This is a genomic window from Arenibacter antarcticus (assembly GCF_041320605.1).
GTDB classification, from domain to species: domain Bacteria; phylum Bacteroidota; class Bacteroidia; order Flavobacteriales; family Flavobacteriaceae; genus Arenibacter; species Arenibacter antarcticus.
Genome location: NZ_CP166679.1, coordinates 1,783,934 through 1,801,783 on the forward strand (window position 1 = coordinate 1,783,934; position 17,850 = coordinate 1,801,783).

General features: G+C 39.7%; 14 protein-coding genes. 4 read left to right on the plus strand and 10 right to left on the minus strand.

Annotated elements, in window-relative coordinates; all coding sequences use genetic code 11:
• Positions 1-236: 236 nt before the first annotated feature.
• From KCTC52924_RS07355 to KCTC52924_RS07390, 8 genes are all read right to left on the minus strand, one after another.
• Complete coding sequence (locus KCTC52924_RS07355) at positions 237-995, minus strand: SH3 domain-containing protein (RefSeq protein WP_251806078.1); 759 nt, start codon at positions 993-995, stop codon at positions 237-239.
• Between the two features lie 3 nt (positions 996-998).
• Complete coding sequence (locus tag KCTC52924_RS07360; protein ID WP_251806455.1) at positions 999-2,738, minus strand: BatD family protein; 1,740 nt, start codon at positions 2,736-2,738, stop codon at positions 999-1,001.
• A gap of 47 nt (positions 2,739-2,785) precedes the next feature.
• Entirely contained in the window at positions 2,786-3,631 is an 846-nt protein-coding gene (locus KCTC52924_RS07365; RefSeq protein WP_251806079.1) for a tetratricopeptide repeat protein, read from the minus strand.
• 10 nt (positions 3,632-3,641) lie between these two features.
• Entirely contained in the window at positions 3,642-4,679 is a 1,038-nt protein-coding gene (locus tag KCTC52924_RS07370) for a VWA domain-containing protein (protein WP_251806080.1), read from the minus strand.
• 56 nt (positions 4,680-4,735) lie between these two features.
• Positions 4,736-5,734, minus strand: coding sequence for a VWA domain-containing protein (locus KCTC52924_RS07375; protein WP_251806081.1), 999 nt, complete (start codon positions 5,732-5,734; stop codon positions 4,736-4,738).
• The gene (locus KCTC52924_RS07380) at positions 5,735-7,393 is read right to left on the minus strand and encodes a BatD family protein (protein WP_251806082.1); all 1,659 of its coding nucleotides are present in this window, start codon (positions 7,391-7,393) and stop codon (positions 5,735-5,737) included.
• Positions 7,394-7,398: 5 nt separating this feature from the next.
• A complete protein-coding gene (locus KCTC52924_RS07385) occupies positions 7,399-8,265 on the minus strand; it encodes a DUF58 domain-containing protein (RefSeq protein ID WP_251806083.1) in 867 nt (288 codons plus the stop codon).
• Positions 8,266-8,358: 93 nt separating this feature from the next.
• The gene (locus KCTC52924_RS07390) at positions 8,359-9,360 is read right to left on the minus strand and encodes a MoxR family ATPase (protein ID WP_251806084.1); all 1,002 of its coding nucleotides are present in this window, start codon (positions 9,358-9,360) and stop codon (positions 8,359-8,361) included.
• A 372-nt stretch (positions 9,361-9,732) separates the two neighbouring features.
• On the opposite strand from KCTC52924_RS07390, the gene KCTC52924_RS07395 reads away from it, so the two are divergent.
• Positions 9,733-10,503 carry an SDR family NAD(P)-dependent oxidoreductase gene (locus KCTC52924_RS07395; RefSeq protein WP_251806085.1) on the plus strand — a complete coding sequence of 257 codons (771 nt, stop codon included), beginning with the start codon at positions 9,733-9,735 and terminating at the stop codon, positions 10,501-10,503.
• Positions 10,500-11,636: an ATP-binding protein gene (locus KCTC52924_RS07400; RefSeq protein WP_251806086.1), complete on the plus strand. Its 1,137-nt coding sequence runs from the start codon at positions 10,500-10,502 to the stop codon at positions 11,634-11,636. The genes KCTC52924_RS07395 and KCTC52924_RS07400 overlap by 4 nt, the downstream gene beginning before the upstream one ends.
• 14 nt (positions 11,637-11,650) lie before the next feature.
• Here KCTC52924_RS07400 and KCTC52924_RS07405 read toward each other — a convergent pair whose 3' ends face one another.
• Together KCTC52924_RS07405 and KCTC52924_RS07410 are read right to left on the minus strand one after the other, a co-directional pair.
• Positions 11,651-12,598 (minus strand): carbohydrate kinase, encoded by a 948-nt coding sequence (locus KCTC52924_RS07405; protein ID WP_251806087.1) that lies wholly within the window; start codon positions 12,596-12,598, stop codon positions 11,651-11,653.
• Positions 12,599-12,723: 125 nt separating this feature from the next.
• The gene (locus KCTC52924_RS07410) at positions 12,724-15,276 is read right to left on the minus strand and encodes an adenosylcobalamin-dependent ribonucleoside-diphosphate reductase (protein ID WP_251806088.1); all 2,553 of its coding nucleotides are present in this window, start codon (positions 15,274-15,276) and stop codon (positions 12,724-12,726) included.
• A gap of 532 nt (positions 15,277-15,808) precedes the next feature.
• Between KCTC52924_RS07410 and KCTC52924_RS07415 the strand changes: the two genes are divergently transcribed.
• Both KCTC52924_RS07415 and KCTC52924_RS07420 read left to right on the plus strand, forming a co-directional pair.
• Positions 15,809-16,534 carry a metallophosphoesterase gene (locus KCTC52924_RS07415; RefSeq protein WP_251806089.1) on the plus strand — a complete coding sequence of 242 codons (726 nt, stop codon included), beginning with the start codon at positions 15,809-15,811 and terminating at the stop codon, positions 16,532-16,534.
• A gap of 63 nt (positions 16,535-16,597) precedes the next feature.
• Positions 16,598-17,596 carry an acyl-ACP desaturase gene (locus tag KCTC52924_RS07420; RefSeq protein ID WP_251806090.1) on the plus strand — a complete coding sequence of 333 codons (999 nt, stop codon included), beginning with the start codon at positions 16,598-16,600 and terminating at the stop codon, positions 17,594-17,596.
• Positions 17,597-17,850 lie beyond the last annotated feature (254 nt).

Below are 17,850 nucleotides of genomic sequence, written 5' to 3' on the forward strand. Positions count from 1 at the left end.
TTTCCGCGGGGAAAGATAATTATAAAATAACAGGAATTTTTGCATTTTCATCGGTTTTTTTTGATGAAAATTAAGAATCTATTCCTATTTCACTGGTGATGCTGGGCTATAGTGTGGCTGAAAGACTATTGAATCGCCTTTTCTTAACTATCTACAAAGGTTTGTTGATACCCTTATCATAAAGTATTAAAGGTGCTAATTAGGGAGTAGGGATAGTATACAGGAACTAAAGGAGTTTAGAAATCTTTGAGTTCTTTTATATCATTGGCCAATAACCATCCGGTTTTCCCATCTGCTATTTCAATCTTTTTCCAATCGTTCAATTGGTCAACTACCTTGACTTTAGTGCCCGCATGCAAATTAAATATAAGCTGACTCCTGTTGTTGGGTTCGGAATTAATAGGGGCTTGTTCCGCAAATACGACAGCAGGTCGATCAGTTTTGAATTTATCGTACTGTACGTAGGCAAGGGCGGCGGCACATAACGTGAACACCAGAAAAACAAGGCTACTGATAAAAGCGATACGCTTTTGGGTAGAAAATCTGAAATAGTAAAAACTAATATAGAAACCCACAAATAATATCATGAACACCACCGCAATATAGGCCCATTGGTCAAAGGTAAGGAAGCTGGTAACCTTATTGATCAATTTGGTGACCGCAGATTGGGGGAGTGGCTCAATGGCATCCAAGGTCATATTCCTGGCAAAGTTCAGGTTGTTTAAAATATCTTGGTCGTAGGGCTTTAACAACAAGGCTTTTTCGTAATAATAGATACTGGGTGCAATGTCGTTTAGTTTGTAATAAGTGTTTCCAAGATTAAAATACAAGGCAGCGGAATGCTCCCCATTATCCAATATTTTAAGATAGTTGTCCGCCGCCTTCTGATATTCCCCGTCATTATAAAAAGTGGTGGCTTCCTCAAAAAGTTGTTGGTTCTGGGCGTATCCCAAAGCACTTATGGTAAAGAAAAGAACAGTTAATAAACGTACCATAACTTAAATTTGTTTATCCAATTGTGAAATAACCTCACTGGCCTTATTGTAATCTTGTTGCATTTGTACCTCGGAAAACGGACTGTATCTTGCCATTTCGCAATTTTCTAGTAGTCCGATAAATCCATTTTTCGTTGTTTCCTCTGCATTTTTTTCTTGTAAAATAGTAGCGATCTTGTCCTTGCTAAACTCTGAAGTCTCTATCTTAAGTTTTGCCTTTAAGTAATTGTGCAGTGCCTTCTCCAGTGCTACATAAAAGGAATCTTTGGACCCAAGAGCCTTTTTGGCCGCTGAAAGATACTTTTTGGCCAGTTTATTGGCCCTTTTAATCTTATTGCCTTCTACATCACTGGCGATGGCTTCCCGTTTTTTACCAAAAATGATGGCTAGAGGTATCAGTGCCAAAGGAAGTAGCCACCACATAAAAAAGGTGGTTGAACCGAAAAAATGATTGGTGCTAATAGTTGATAAATTGGAATGTAATTTATTAAAGACAAATTGGTCTGCTGTTGTTACAACAAGCTGTTTGTTGTTGCTGTTTAATCCTTGTGTGGTTACTGCACCACTTGTAGGGCCCTCCAATACGTTGATCATAACTTCCTTGGAACTAAGGGTGTGATATTTCTTTGTATTGGGATTAAAATAACTGAACGATATGCTGGGAATGGGGTATTTTCCCCTAAAAGTAGGCACTACTGTATAGCTGTTCATTACTTTTCCCTCCATTCCCGAAAGGTTGGTGCGTACGCTTTCACTATATTCTGGATCATAGACCTCCAAGGAATTCGGGAGGTTTAATTTGGGAATTTCAAATAGTTTTAGGTTTCCTTTTCCATTAATACTGACTACTGCCTGAAGGGACTCCGAAGCATTCAAATGGGTTTTACTCGGTGTTACAAAAAAGTCGAATTCCCCCACGGCACCACTAAAATCTGCGGGTTTGCCTTCTGTAGGGAGTGGTTTTACGGTTAAGGTTTTTTTACCTGCGGAAACTGTCTTGTTGGTCTGTGCCAATATTCTTCCTCCAAAAAAATCACGTTTGTTGGTAGGTACCTGTAAGCTAACGTCCAAAGACAGGGGTTCTAGCTCCAGTTCTCCGGTTTTTTGTGGATATAACACTACTCGCTTTAGGATTACCGATCTATACGGTTTTCCGTCGTAGGTGGCGTTCTCAATGTTGTATTTGGTTACCGGAATGTCCTGGCTCCAAAAGTTGTTGTACTTGGGGTTGTCCAGAGCCCTGAAATTGGTGACATCTATGGTTGGGCTGGCATAAAGCTTGTAAACAACAGTAACAGCCTCATTTAAATAAGGGCTGGTTTTGGAGATCTCTGCAACCAAATGTAAACTTTCATCAGCTACGTCATCCACCGTCCTTTCTCCGTCCGGTCGCTCTACTGAAGCGGTTACTTCTACCTCTTTGGGAAGGGATTTATAGGTGGTGCCCTTAATGACTATAGTGGCTTGGGAAATCGTGAACTTGCCCCTTGCTGTTGGAGCCAAGGTATAACTATACGTTTTGGAAAAGCTTCTCACGCCATTGATCCAAGAGGAGCTAATGGATTGCGAAGGTCCCATAAGTACTCTAAACCCATTAAAGTCAGGGGGATTAAAGTTGTCACCATCCTTGTTCATGGTAAAGTCTACCCGAAGTCTTTCGTTGATGCCCAGTTTGTCCTTGCTGAGCTCCATTTCAAAAGTCACCGATTCATCATCGTTCTGGGCATTGAGGGTAATGGCCATGAACAATACTACTACAAGCGATATGTATCTTTTTAACTGCACTGTTATTACCAATCTTTTTCGTTTTTAACTTTTGGGCCTTTTATATTTTGGGCATCTATTTTTTCCTGAACCTTCTTCTCTTCATTCTGCATGGCGTCTAGCAAATTTTTCACTTGCTGTGGGGATAATTGGTTTGGCCTTGGTTGCTGTTGCTCTTGTTGGTCGCCCTTTTCCGGTTGTTTTTCCTTTTCGTCTTTTTTATCACCATCCCCTTCCTTATTGTCCTCTTTCTCTTCTTCGCCCTGATCGCCTTTTTCTTCTTCTTTATCTTTATTGTCCTCTTGGTCTTGCTCGCCTTCCTTTTTGTCTTGGTTTTGATCCTCCTGATCCTCCTGATCCTTCTTGTCTTTTTGGTCTTGCTCGTCTTTATTCTGGTCGTTTTGCTGCTCTTCCTGTTGTTTTTTTAGCATTTCCTTGGCCAGCGCTAAGTTGTAACGGGTCTCTTCATCAGTAGGGTCGTTCCGCAAGGCTTCCTTATATCCATCTACTGCTTTCTGATATTCCCTGTTCTTCATAAACACATTTCCCATATTGTGGTAGGCCCTGTGTTTGTCCGCTTTGTCGGTGGCGTTCTCGGCAGCTTGTTTATACCTGCCAAATGCCTCGCTATACGTTTCGTTCTTATAATAAGCATTGCCCAAATTATAAGGGGCAATACTGTTATTGGTATTTTCGGAAATTGCCTTTCGATAACTGGCCTCGGCATTCACAAAATCATTTTCATCCAATTTCTTATTGCCTTCCCAGGTATAAGTGGTTGCTTTTTTAATAGATTTCTGGGTTTTCTTATCTACCACTTGGGCATGGCCAAGATACCCGATCAACATAATGATGCATATTATCCTCTTCATATCCCTTTATTTATCGCTCATTAAAAAGATTCAATTTTTTCAGCCACTTTGTTTTTCTGTCCAATACAAAAACGTCTAAAAATAAGAATAAAAGTCCCGCTCCCAAAAACCATTGGAACTGATCTTTGTATTCGGCAAATTGTTTGGCTTCAAATTCCGTTTTATCTATTCTGTCCAATTGCTCTTTTATGAACGTAACTGCTTCTTCGGTATTTTCTCCGTTAATGTATTCGCCGTTTCCTTCACTGGCTATATCTTTCAAGGTTTTTTCGTTCATTTTGGTAATGACCACCTCTCCTTGTCGGTCCCTTTTAAGGCTCTCTACAATTCCATTTCTCTTTAAAGGAATAGGCGCTCCTTTTTCATTTCCTACCCCGATGGTGAAGATTCGTATCCCTTCATTGGTCGCGTTTTCCACACTTTGGGAAATACTTCCCTCGGAATGATCTTCTCCATCTGAGATAATAAAAAGCACCCTATTCGTCTGTTCCTCATTATCAAAAAAGGTGGTTGCCAAATTAATCGCCTGATCTATAGCTGTTCCTTGGGAAGAAAGCATATCGGTATTCATATTTTGTAGGAACATTTTGGCGGCCCCATAATCTGTTGTTATAGGCAATTGTGGGAATGCCTGCCCCGCGTAGGCTATAATCCCAATACGATCGCTAGCCAGCTGATTTATGATTTCGGAAACCAGTCGTTTTGCCTTTTCAAGTCTGTTGGGGGCAATGTCCTCTGCCAACATGCTTTTGGAGACATCTACCGCAAATACAATATCTACGCCCTCTCTTTTTACCGTTTCCAATTTGGTACCCATCTTGGGGTTCACCAAGGCAAGGGTCAGGAATGCTACTCCCAATAAGAGAAGTATTAATTTTAAAGTCGACTTAAAATTCGATTTTTCGGGAGTCAATTGCTTTAGAAGGGAGAGGTCTGCAAATTTTCTTTGTGTTCTCTTTTTCCAAATTTGAAGCAATACAAAAAGTACGATCATCACGGGAATGATGAACAACAGGTATAAATATGTTTTTTCGTCTAATTGGATCATGTTGCTTTTATCATTTGTAACTACTAGAGAATTCTCCTCTTCCTTTGCTTATGGGACTATATAAAACTTCGAAACAAGGTTATCCTTGTCAACCATTCAATCAATAACAATACTCCTGCCAAATATACCCAAGGCCTAAATTTTTCTTCGTATTTGTAGTATTTAAACTCCTCTATTTCAGTTTTTTCCAATTTGTTTATTTCTTGGTATATCGCTTCCAGTTTTTTGTTGTCCGTAGCCCTAAAATATTTACCGCCTGTTGTTTCTGCTATCGATTTCAATAAAGGTTCGTCTATCTCCACGGTTTGCATTGCATACCTAAAGGAGCCGTCCGCATTATAGGAAACTGGAGACAATGCATTGCCGTTGGTCCCAATTCCGATGGTATAGGTCTTTATGCCAAATTCTACCGCAAGATTGGCAGCGGTCTGTGGTTCAATAAATCCTGAATTGTTGACCCCATCGGTCAGTAAAATAATCACTTTACTAAGAGATTTACTGTCCTTAAGCCTGTTTACGGCGGTGGCAAGGCCCATCCCAATTGCTGTTCCATCATCTAACTGGCCGTAGGTGATATCGCTTAAGGCGTTCTTTACAATGCTCTTGTCGCTTGTAATTGGCGTTTTGGTATAACTTTCTCCGGCATATACTACCAATCCTATCCGGTCATTAGGCCTTTCGTCGATAAACTCTGCCACTACCTTTTTTAAGGCTACCAATCTATTGGGTTTAAGATCCTTGGCCAACATACTGGAAGATACATCTATGGACATCACAATATCTATACCTTGGGTAGTCTTGGTGCGGGTAGAGATTTCTTCGGTCTGTGGTCTGGCCATGGCAATAATTATAGCCGCCAATGCTACCAAACGCAATACAAATAACAGTGGTTTTAACTTGGGTAGCACACTGTTTTTAGGAAAACCTTTTATGCTCGATAGTTTTAAAGAAGCGGATTGTTCCCTTCTTTTAAAAAAATACCAAAATATTGCCACTGGCAGCAATAAAAAGAGCCAGAAAAACTGTGGGTTGGCAAAGGAGATATTTTCTAACATTTATAAGGTTGTTTTTACTTCAACTGAATATAATATCCTATCTACTATTTTATCGGCATAGGTGTCGTCTGCAAGCCAGCTAATAATTAGGTTTTGTTGAAAACCTTTTCCGCCAAAAAATAGGACCACGTAATTGCCTGTGACCAATTCGTCCGATTCTGGTACAGCAAACTTTCCGCTACCGTAGAGTTTTACGCCTTTTACCCCTGTAGGAGTGGTAAACTCCTCCTGTTTAGTGGTAATGTTCTTGGCTCCTTGGGCTTCAAAACTCCTTAATATTTGCTCGGAGGATTTTTCGTAATCGGGCTCTTCGGGTTGGGAAAGGAGAATAGAAGTTGTGGCAACGGTAAACAATCCGGTGGCGCTCCTATAGGCAAATGCCTGCATTTCTTTGATGGCCGCTTGTGATTCTGGCGGCAATTTTACGGCTTGGCGTAAAAGTACTTTTGGGGTTTGTATGCTTACCGGAGGGTATCCGTAATCGCTCTGTACCCAATCCCCTTCCAGCAATTCTTTTGTGGGATGACCAAACACCGTGTCCTTTGCGTAATCAAATCCATAATAACTTACTGCAGCTATCCCCGATAACAATAGCAATAAGACTGCAGCTATGGAAGTGAGCATCACTTTTTTTCTATAGTTTTTATGCCGAATCTCTTCTTGATATTCTTCCTGTTGCAACAACTCTTCTTCAGTAGGCTCTGGGATAGCTTCCTTAGTTTTGATAACGATCTGCTCTACAGATTTTCTGTCCTCCTCCGCAATCGAAGTCTCAGGTTTGGACTTGGCAAATTTAACAAGATCTGACGTCTGCAAAACTTTTTTGAACTGTTGGATGGTCTCGTGGTCCAACTTTAATTTCCCAGCATCCTTCATCAACTCCAACTTGTCTATAAGCTGGTCCGTGGTACTTTCCAAGGCAGTGACATGAACATCTTCCTCTAAGTAGGAACGCACAATGTCTGTTAGTTCAGAATAGTACGATTTGTAATCGTCCTGGATTAAGTATTTGGAATTCTCTAGCTGTTTTAAGCCTAGGATGGCCCTGTCAAAAGGAGGCAATAAGGCCACTTTCTCTTCATCGCTAAGGGGTTTTTTTCTAAAAACAAACCAATATAATAAAGCACCCAAAACAAGGAGTATGCCCAAAATCCATAAAATTAAAACCCAAGGAATGCTGCTGCTCTTTTCTACTTTGATTATGGGTTTTATGTCGTACATTTTCTGTGTAGTGGTATCTACCGCTACATTGGCCACGTTTATCACCAGCGAATCTGTGAAAAAATGTTTTCCATTAATTTCGATCATCTGAGAAGGTAGGGTATAAGTCCCAGAATCAAATTGTGTAAGGGCGTATATTTTCTGAAGAGTTAGACGATCTTTTTTTCTTACCGTATCCGTCTTTAGCGCTTCCACGGTTTCTAAGGGTGAAAAGGTCTGGCCGTCTGGGAAAACTACATGGGAGATAGTGTCGGTTTCTACTGTAACTTTAAAGTTAATCTGCTCCCCGATCTTAATTTCCGTGGTGTCTACGCCCGACTTAATAGTAGGTAGAGATTGTGAGAACCCCGGTATTGATGCCAAAAAAAGGCAGATAGCTATAGACCGCAGTAAGTGCGGACTATATTTTTTAATTGTAAATAGCACAGAATTCCTCATTTGTATCAACCTCTTCGCTTAAAATAGCCCAACAATTTCTTTACATAACTTTCGTCTACCCTGCAGCTCAGAACTCCGCAACCGGATTTTGTAAAAGTTTCTTGGAAATATGAAACCCGTTCACTGTAATATTTTCCATAGGCCATTCTCACATTTTTGGATTGTGTATTTACCAATTGCAGGGTTCCGGTTTCGGCGTCTTGCATTTGTACCATCCCTAAATTGGGGATATGCTCCTCGCGTTCATCAAAAACCCTAATTCCTGTTAGGTCGTGTTTTTTCCCTGTTATCCGCAAAGTCTGAAGGTAATCGTCCGCAATAAAATCTGAAAGAACAAAAACAATGGCCTTCTTTTTCATTACGTTGGTCAGGAACTTTAAAGCTACGCCAATATCAGTTTTCGTACTTTTTGGGGAAAATTCTAACAATTCCCTTATAATTCGCAGGGCGTGACTTTTTCCTTTTTTTGGTGGAATATACAGTTCTACTTCATTGGTAAAAAGTAGTAGTCCTACCTTGTCATTGTTCTGCAAGGCAGAAAAAGCTAGGGTGGCAGAAATTTCTGTAATTATTTCTTTTTTAAATTGGTTGTTGGTACCAAAGAGTTGGGAGCCGCTAACGTCTACCAAAAGCATCATGGTAAGCTCTCTTTCTTCTTCAAAGACTTTTACATAAGGTTCGTTGTAGCGTGCGGTAACATTCCAATCTATAGACCTAACATCATCTCCAAATTGGTACTGGCGAACCTCACTGAAGGTCATACCCCTTCCCTTAAAGGTAGAGTGGTATTCCCCACCAAAAATATGATCGGAAAGACGCCTAGTCTTTATTTCAATTTTACGTACTTTTTTTAGTAATTCCTTCGTATCCATTTTTCAGTTTGCAGTTTGCATTGATAAGTATTCAGTCACAGTAGGTCCTTATGTTTTTAGACTGTCGACTATGGACTGATAACTGTAGACTGATTAAGGCACTTCAATTTCGTTTACGATCTTATTTATTATTTCTTCCGAAGTAATGTTCTCTGCCTCTGCTTCGTAGGTAATACCCACTCTGTGACGCAATACATCTAAGGTAACCGCCCTAACATCTTCTGGGACCACATAGCCTCTTTTTTTTATGAACGCATAACATTTGGCTGCAGTTGCCAAATTGATACTACCTCTTGGGGAAGCACCGAAACTAATTAATGGTTTAAGATTTTCCAAGTTGTATTTCTCGGGGTAACGGGTGGCAAAAACAATATCGAGTATATATTTTTCAATTTTCTCATCCATATACACGTCCCTTACGGCCTTTTGTGCCCTAAGAATTTGTTCCACGCTAACTACAGGTTTTACCTCCTCGTATGCGCCGGTCAAATTTTGACGGATAATTAATTGCTCTTCGTTTAATTTAGGGTAGTCTATAACCGTTTTCAGCATAAACCTATCTACCTGTGCTTCTGGCAATGGATAGGTCCCTTCTTGCTCTACGGGGTTTTGGGTGGCCATTACCAAGAACGGTTTGTCCAAAATAAAGGTTTGGTCTCCTATAGTTACTTGCTTTTCCTGCATGGCTTCCAAAAGGGCGGATTGTACCTTTGCAGGTGCACGGTTAATCTCATCTGCCAAAACGAAATTGGCGAAAATGGGACCTTTCTTAATAGAAAAGTCGTTTAATTTCATATTGTAGATCATGGTCCCAACCACATCTGCCGGTAAAAGGTCCGGTGTAAACTGAATTCTGCTAAAACTTCCGTGAACTGCTTTGGCCAAAGTGTTTATGGCGAGGGTTTTTGCCAGTCCTGGGACACCTTCCAAAAGAATATGGCCTTGCCCCAAAAGACCTATGAGCAAACGTTCTATCATGTGCTTTTGCCCTATGATAACTTTGTTCATTTCTAAAATAAGAAGGTCGATAAAAGCACTCTCCTGTGCAATCTTTTCATTTACAGCGCTGATATCCACCGAAGTATTTTGTTCCATATATTTCTATGTTTTGTTTTGCATTAAGTAGTTAGTTCCAAAAGTGGATGCAAATTGAAAATTTATTTAGTTATTGGCTGTTAATGTATGGTTAAAAATTTAGGAAAGGACTAAGATTTGTGAAGTATTTAAGGTATTTATTCATATTTTCACAAACATATGTAAAATTAATCTACCGATCGATAAAGGAACTGTTGCATAATGTGCAAGAGAATAATTTAGCTATGTTTTTTTCATGCGATATTTATATTGACCTTAAATGGGAGTCAGGTTTATTTTTTAAATCTAAACCGGCTCCGGAGCGTTTAATTATGTTTCCCGAGACGGTTTCTTGCTCAAATTTTTTATGAAATTTAATATATCATTTTTATTATGCACTTACCTAACAAGAAATTTATAGCATTTATCACAGGGGCAACTAGTGGGATTGGTCTGGAGACGGCCAAACTTTTTGCTTTAAATAAAATAGATCTTATCCTATGTGGAAGAAGACAAGCCTCGTTGGACGCCCTTAGAAAGGAGCTTTCTAGATATGCAAAGATTCATACCCTTAATTTTGATGTTCGGGATAAAGAGGCCGTTTTTAATGCCATAGATTCGCTTCCTGCCGATTTTTTTGATATAGATATACTGGTAAATAATGCAGGAAATGCCCATGGATTTGATGATTTTGATGAGGGAAATCTTGATGATTGGGATGCTATGCTCGATATAAACGTCAAAGGCCTGCTCTATGTTTCCAAGGCGATAATCCCTAATATGGTACGCAAAAAATCAGGACATATTATCAATATCGGATCCATTGCGGGAAAAGAAGTATATCCCAAAGGGAATGTTTACTGCGCTAGTAAACACGCTGTGGACGCAATTAACCAAGGGATGAGAATTGATCTGAACCAATACAATATCCGAGTAGGTGCCATACATCCTGGTTTGGTAGAGACTGGATTTAGTGATGTGCGTTTTAAAGGGGATACAGAAAGGGCTTCCGAGACTTACAAGGGCTATAAGCCACTACAACCAGAGGATATTGCGGACATAATCCATTTTATGGTTACAAGGCCCTATCATGTGAATATTGCAGATTTATTGGTAATGCCTACCGCACAGGCCAATGCCACTATTGTTAATAAGCAGCCATGATTAATAAGCGCCTTCTTGTAAAAAACCTTCTGGCCCATAATGATGAAAATAGCTTTTACGATAAAAAGCGGTTTATTGATATTGGGCAAAAAGAAGGAAAGGCAAAATTTTTAAAGCACGTTTGTGCGTTGGCAAATAGTAACCCTAACAACAATTCTTTTATTGTTATTGGGGTGGAGGATGAGGATAATGAAATTGTGGGCGTCGATTTTTTTGATGACAGTAAAATCCAAAACCTGGTAAATGCCTATCTGGAGAATCCCCCGCTTATTGCCTATGAGAACATTCCCTTTCCACACCTTCCTCAAGGTAAGGTAGTGGGCCTGGTTACCATTAGGTCTAGTGGGAAGGTCTGTGCATTGCGAAAGAATATTTGGAAATATTATGGAGGGGCTGTATTTTTTAGGGAGGGCAGTATAAGCTTGCCAAAGTCCTACGGTATCGAGTTAAAGGATATAAATACCGATGCGGTTGCGAGAATTGAACAACACGCCAAAAATAATATTGAGCTTACCTTGGACGGTGTCATCGATTTTTTAAATGAAAGGCACAAAGATCTAAGCAGTTATTACAAGGTTTTTAAAGAGCAATTTGTGGTGTGTTGGGCAGGGAATCAGAAAAAAGTAAGTGGGGAGACCTACTATTCCCGGGTAGATATTGAACTGATCAACGAACAAGTGAAATTGTTCTATTCCGAATTTGATGAAATTACCATTGCGTATGACGAACACTCCTTTACTACCATAGAATATGTGCAATTGGGATTAAATGATCAACAGAAATATTACCCCTTGGAGAAGGTGGTCATTAATTTTTTTGAAAATGGCACTTATACCATTTTAAGCGATATGATCTTTGTCCCTCCTCTCTATGATAAAAAAACATTGTTCCATATTTACAATGCCAATCTAGCTCTATTGAAAAAAATTGAAGCAGATATTGAATTGACCTCCAATGAGCTAAAGGATTTTTCCCTGATGTCCGATACCTTCTTAATTTGCTATGTCAATGGATTTGAGGAGGCAAAGGAAGTTATGGAGGCAGCAAAGCCTATCATCAAGAAATTTGACCTTCCTACCTATCAATCCATTAAGGAATCGCTGCGAATTATTAGGAAAATGAATTACAATTAAGTGCTAATGTAGGCTTACATCAGTTTTAATTGATTTTGATCTGGTAGGGCTACAATAGCTCCGTAATTGGTAGTCGTAATTGCCCCCACCTTATTTGCCAAGAATACCATTTCCTCTAAGGTGTTAAAAGGCAGTTCTGTAAGCTCCATATTTTTCACTTGGGAAATTTGCTGTAAAAGGCAACCGATAAATGCATCACCAGCTCCTGTGGTGTCCACCGGATTTACGGGTATGCTGGGAATTATTTTTTGGTTGGTAGTAGTGCTTAAATAAGTGCCTTCCTTTCCCAGTGTTACGGTAATTGTTTTTACTCCTAAATTGTGTAGATAAACACAGGCTTCTGTTACATCCTGTTTTCCTGAAATTAATTGGGCTTCTTCCAAGCTAAATTTGGCCAAATGTGATTGCTTAATAAAGGGAAGGCATTTCTGAACAAAGGTGTTTTCCGTTCCCTTCCAAAGATCTGTCCTAAAATTCGGGTCGAAACATACAAACGCATCGCTCAGGAGTGCATCTCGAAAATAGTTGGAGTAGGTTTCTTCTAAATTCCCGCCCAAAAGAGCCGTAGCGGCACCAAAATGAACGATTTGATTTTTAAAATGATTCTTTAGGTCAGGGTCATAGCTTAATTCTTTGTCCGCTCCACGACTAAAAACAAAATCCCGTTCCCCATCGTCAGCCAATGATACAAAGGCTAGGGTTGTAATGGTTGCTGAGCGTTGTGCAAGTGAAATATCTACATTGCCTTTTTCTAGGGTATTTAAAAGAAAGGTGCCAAAAGGGTCTTTCCCAACACAGCCTACAAAATAACTACTACCCATTAATTTGGCTACGGCAGCGGCAACATTGGCGGGTGCTCCCCCGGCCTTTTTAGTGAAATCTGTAGCCTTACTTAGGTCGCTTCCCTGTTTTTCGGCAACAAAATCGATCAATAATTCCCCAATACAGTATACATTCTTCATCGAATTGTTTTTTTTGGCGTTAAACTATTGATCGATCTATGTTAAATTACCGAAAATAAGACTCTCAATATCTCCTTACTATTACTTTAATGGTAAGGAGATAATTGAAAGTAGTCAGCTACAATTTACCCGCATTTAGAGGAGCCACAGTCCTTACAGGTAAGGCATCCTTCCTGATAAATCAGGTTAGTGGAATTACAGCCTTCACATTTTTGACCCTTGGCTTCTGTACCGTCCTCCACAAAGCGTTTTAAGGCTCTGGCGACTCCGTTTTTCCAAGTGTTAATAGATTCACCGTCTAACTGTAAACTATTGATCAGATCTACTACCTTCTCAATGGGCATTCCATGACGTAAGGTGCTAGAGATCAATTTGGCATAATTCCAATATTCAGGATCAAATTTATGTGAAAGCCCTTCAATGGTAGTTTTATAGCCTCTTTTGTTTTCATATTGAAAATCGTAACGGGAAGTGCCATCTTCATTTCTGCTCTTTATGATGACACCATTGTTTACCCAACGCGGAAGCAAGATGCCATCTTCGTCATCGGACATTCCGGTAAAAATTTCATAAGGTTTTTCGTCGATCAAGCCGATGAAAGCAATCCATTTTTCTTTGTTGTTCTGAAGTCTTACCACATCAGCCTCCAAAATTACTGGACGTTTAACTGGGAATGGCGTGTAGGCTTCTTTTTCATCCTCCTTCTTGGGTTCGTTAGAAATCAGCACTCCAGATCTAGATCCATCGCGATAAACGGTAACCCCTTTACAACCTGCTTTCCACGCTTCCAAATACAGTTTTCCAACCAAATCTTCGGTAGCATCATTTGGTAAGTTTATGGTGACACTTATGGAGTGGTCTACCCACTTTTGCACCGCACCTTGCAAACGTACTTTGCTCAACCAATCTACATCATTGGAGGTAGCCTTGTAGTAAGGCGATTTTTTTACAATTTTATTGAGTTCTTCATTGCTATAGGTTTTGTCGGTGTCTATGCCATTAACAGACATCCATTGTTTAAACCTATGATGGAATACGATGTATTCCTCCCAAGAATCACCTACCTCATCTACAAAGTCCACACGGGCATCCTTGTCGTTGGGGTTTACCTTACGCCTACGCTTGTAAACGGGTAAAAACACAGGTTCTATCCCTGAAGTGGTCTGGGTCATAAGACTAGTTGTGCCGGTTGGCGCAATGGTCAATAAGGCAATATTTCTACGTCCATACTCCAGCATATCATAGAAAAGCTTTTCATCGGCTTTCTTTAAACGGAGAATAAATGGATTGTTTTTTTCACGTTCCGCGTCAAATATTTCAAAGGCACCCCTCTCCTTAGCTGTATTTACGGATGCTCTATAAGCTTCTATAGCAATGATTTTGTGTACTTCTATGGAGAAGGTGTTGGCTTTCTCGCTACCATAACGCAATCCTAATGCTGCCAACATATCGCCTTCCGCAGTAATACCAATTCCGGTCCTTCTACCTTGTAATGCTTTTTCTTTGATCTTTTCCCATAGTCTAAGCTCTACCGCTTTGGTCTCATCCAATTCCGGGTCCGCTTTTATCTTGTCCAAAATAACATCAACCTTTTCCAATTCAAGGTCAATAATATCGTCCATGATTCGCTGTGCAGCTGCTATATGCTGCTTAAATAATTCAAAATTAAAGCTAGCCTTGTCTGTAAAGGGTTGGTCTACATAGGAAAAAAGATTAATGGCCAATAGGCGACAAGAATCATAAGGACACAATGGAATTTCACCACATGGGTTGGTAGATACGGTTTTATAGCCAAGGTCAGCGTAACAATCTGGAACGGATTCCTTAATAATGGTATCCCAGAACAAAATTCCAGGTTCGGCAGATTGCCAAGCGTTGTGGACTATCTTGCCCCACAATTTTTTAGGGTCTATTACTTTGGTTACCTTGGGATCTGCGCTTTGGATAGGGAATTTTTGGGTATATGTTTGTCCGTTTTCCACAGCACTCATAAAATCATCATCCATTCTTACCGAAACGTTAGCCCCAGTAACTTTTCCCTGTTCCATTTTTGCGTCGATAAAATCCTCAGCATCCGGATGGTTAATAGAAACAGAAAGCATTAAGGCTCCTCTTCTACCATCTTGGGCCACCTCTCTAGTAGTGTTGGAATATCGCTCCATAAAAGGAACCAGTCCTGTAGAGGTAAGTGCTGAATTTTTCACCGCCGATCCCTTAGGTCGGATATGGGAAAGATCATGGCCTACCCCGCCACGTCTCTTCATTAGCTGTACCTGTTCTTGGTCTATTTTTAAAATACCCCCATAAGAATCGGATACCCCTTCGTTGCCTATTACAAAACAATTGGACAGGGAGGCGATTTGGAAAGGATTTCCAATTCCTGCCATGGGGCTTCCCTGAGGTACTATGTATTTAAAGTTCTTGATAAGGTCAAATACCTGGTCCTCACTTAGTGGATTTGGGTACTTTTTCTCCATCCTTGCAATTTCGCTAGCAATACGCTTGTGCATGTCATCCGGGGTCAGCTCATATATGTTGCCTTCGGAATCTTTTAGGGCATATTTGTTTACCCAAACCCTAGCGGCCAGGTCGTCTCCTTTAAAATAAATAAGGGAGGCATTGAACGCTTCTTCCTGCGTGTAGGTCTTCTTGGGGTTTTGGGCTACTTTTGTTTGCATCGGACGGTGAAATTAGATTAACGGGTTGTTGAATTAAAGTGTAAAAGTATTAAAAAATTTGGCATAAACAACATGTGGGCAATTATGAAAGTTTACACTTACAATCACTTAAAAGGTTATAAATCAATTAGTTAATTATTTATTAACAATTAAAAGTTAACAAATAAAATTAATTTTTAATGAATATGAATAATTAAAAGTGATCTGTGTATTTTGATGGTTCACACCCATATTCCAAAGCTTAAATGTTGGGTTCCTAATGGGTTATGGGAGTAATTGCCATAGAGTTTTGTTCTTTTCAAGGCCATTTTTGTGTTGATAACTCGATATTTAAAACGGATTTATTCTAGTTTTCCAACTCCTATAGGTAGAAGTTTAATATTTTATTTAATTGTTATTTGGGTACTCAAAAAACGCCTCTGGGTATTAGGTTGCCATAAAAGGGTGCTTATTCTTCGCCTAAACTTTAATAATTTCACTTTTTATTACTCTTTGTCATTGCCAGTATTGTGCTAATTGCGATTTTTGCATTATGAGAACAATGGTTATAGGTGATGTGCATTCCGGATTAAAAGCATTGGAGCAGTTAATGGTACGGGCTGAGGTAGGTCCTAGGGATCATCTTATTTTTTTGGGCGATTATGTGGATGGCTGGGGCCAAGCGGTGGAAACTGTTGATTTTTTACTGGAACTACAAGCCAAACAGAGGTGTACATTTATACGGGGAAATCACGATGAATTGTGTAATGATTGGTTAAAAGGCGGGGACAAGAATCCGCTCTGGTTGCAACATGGTGGGCGTGCTACCCTCGATTCCTATGATAAGGCAGATGATAAAGTTAAAAAACTCCATGTCAATTTCTATGACAATTTAGATAATTATTACATTGATGGCGAAAATCGCTTGTTTATCCACGCAGGTTTTACTAACTTAAAGGGTGTGGAACAGGAGTACGATACCAAAACTTTTTACTGGGATAGAACCCTTTGGGAATTGGCGCTTTCACTAAATCCATCACTTGCTTTAGGGGACGCTTTATATCCAAAAAGATTAACCCACTACAAGGAGATTTTTATTGGGCATACCCCAGTGACTAGAATAGGTATAACCACACCAAGGAAGGCAGCTAATATATGGAATGTAGATACAGGAGCTGCGTTTAAGGGGCCGCTTACTATAATGGATGTAAATTCCAAAGAATTTTGGCAGAGCGATCCAGTGCATTTATTGTATCCAATTGAAAATGGGAGGAATTAAATTTAACCGATTATTTGGAAAAATTATCAAGATTATTAAGGATATTTACAAAAAAAATTAACAATGTCTAATAAGAACGTAAGAATAGAAGTAATGAAAGCAATCGAGAGTAAGGTTGATGGGTTTATAGACTCCTACCTCATTCCGATCGAAGATATTTGGCAGCCTTCAGATTTTTTACCCGATTCCCAAAGTGAAGGTTTTATGGATCAAGTAGTCCAAATACGGGAAGAAGCCAAGGAATTAGGTTACGATCTATGGGTTACCCTAGTTGCTGATACCATTACCGAAGAGGCGCTTCCTACTTATGAATCCTGGCTAATGGACGTTGAAGGAATAGATCAGCATGGTGAGAATAAAAATGGTTGGTCTAAATGGGTGCGTCATTGGACCGCTGAAGAAAATAGACATGGCGATGTATTGAATAAATACCTCTATTTGGCCGGAAGGGTAAATATGAAAGAGGTGGAGATTACTACCCAGCATTTATTAGCAGATGGATTTGATATTGGGACCGATAGGGATCCGTATAAAAATTTCGTTTATACCTCTTTTCAGGAATTAGCTACCAATATCTCTCATAAGAGGGTTGGGCAAATGTGTAAAAAGGGCGGAAATGCGCTTTTGGGTAAAATGTGTAATATTATCGCTGGCGATGAAATGCGTCACCATTTGGCCTATAGGGAATTTGTAAAGGTGATATTTGAGCACGACCCCAGTCAGATGATGTTGGCCTTTGCCGATATGATGAAGAAAAAAATTGTAATGCCTGCACATTTTCTAAGGGAGTCCGGTGGAAGTATAGGTACGGCCTTTGAAAATTTCTCGAATTGTGCGCAACGCCTTGGCGTGTACACCGCTCATGATTATATAGAAATCTTGAAAAAATTGAATAGCTATTGGGAGCTCGATAATATTAGGGTTCTTAATGACGATGCGGAAAGGGCAAGGGATTATTTAATGAAACTGCCAGATCGTTTGGAGCGCATAGCTACAAGAATGAAATTCCCTGAAGATGAATATAGGTTTAAGTGGGTAGAAGCTAACGGAAGAATGGTATAGTGCATCATTCTTTACGAAAGAACAAGAGCTAGCTGCTAAAAGCGGTGAAAAGGGGAGGTAATCTGTTAGTGCTGTTATGGCGTAACTAGATTGCCTCTTTTTTTTTGTTGAACCATGTTGATCTAACTTAAGTAAGTGGTGGGCGAGATGCAGCGATTCTTATCAAAAGCTACCGATTATACAAATTTTAGGACCATCCATATATATTCATAATTGTACTTCAATTAAAAGTGTAATATTAGCGCCTATAAAGA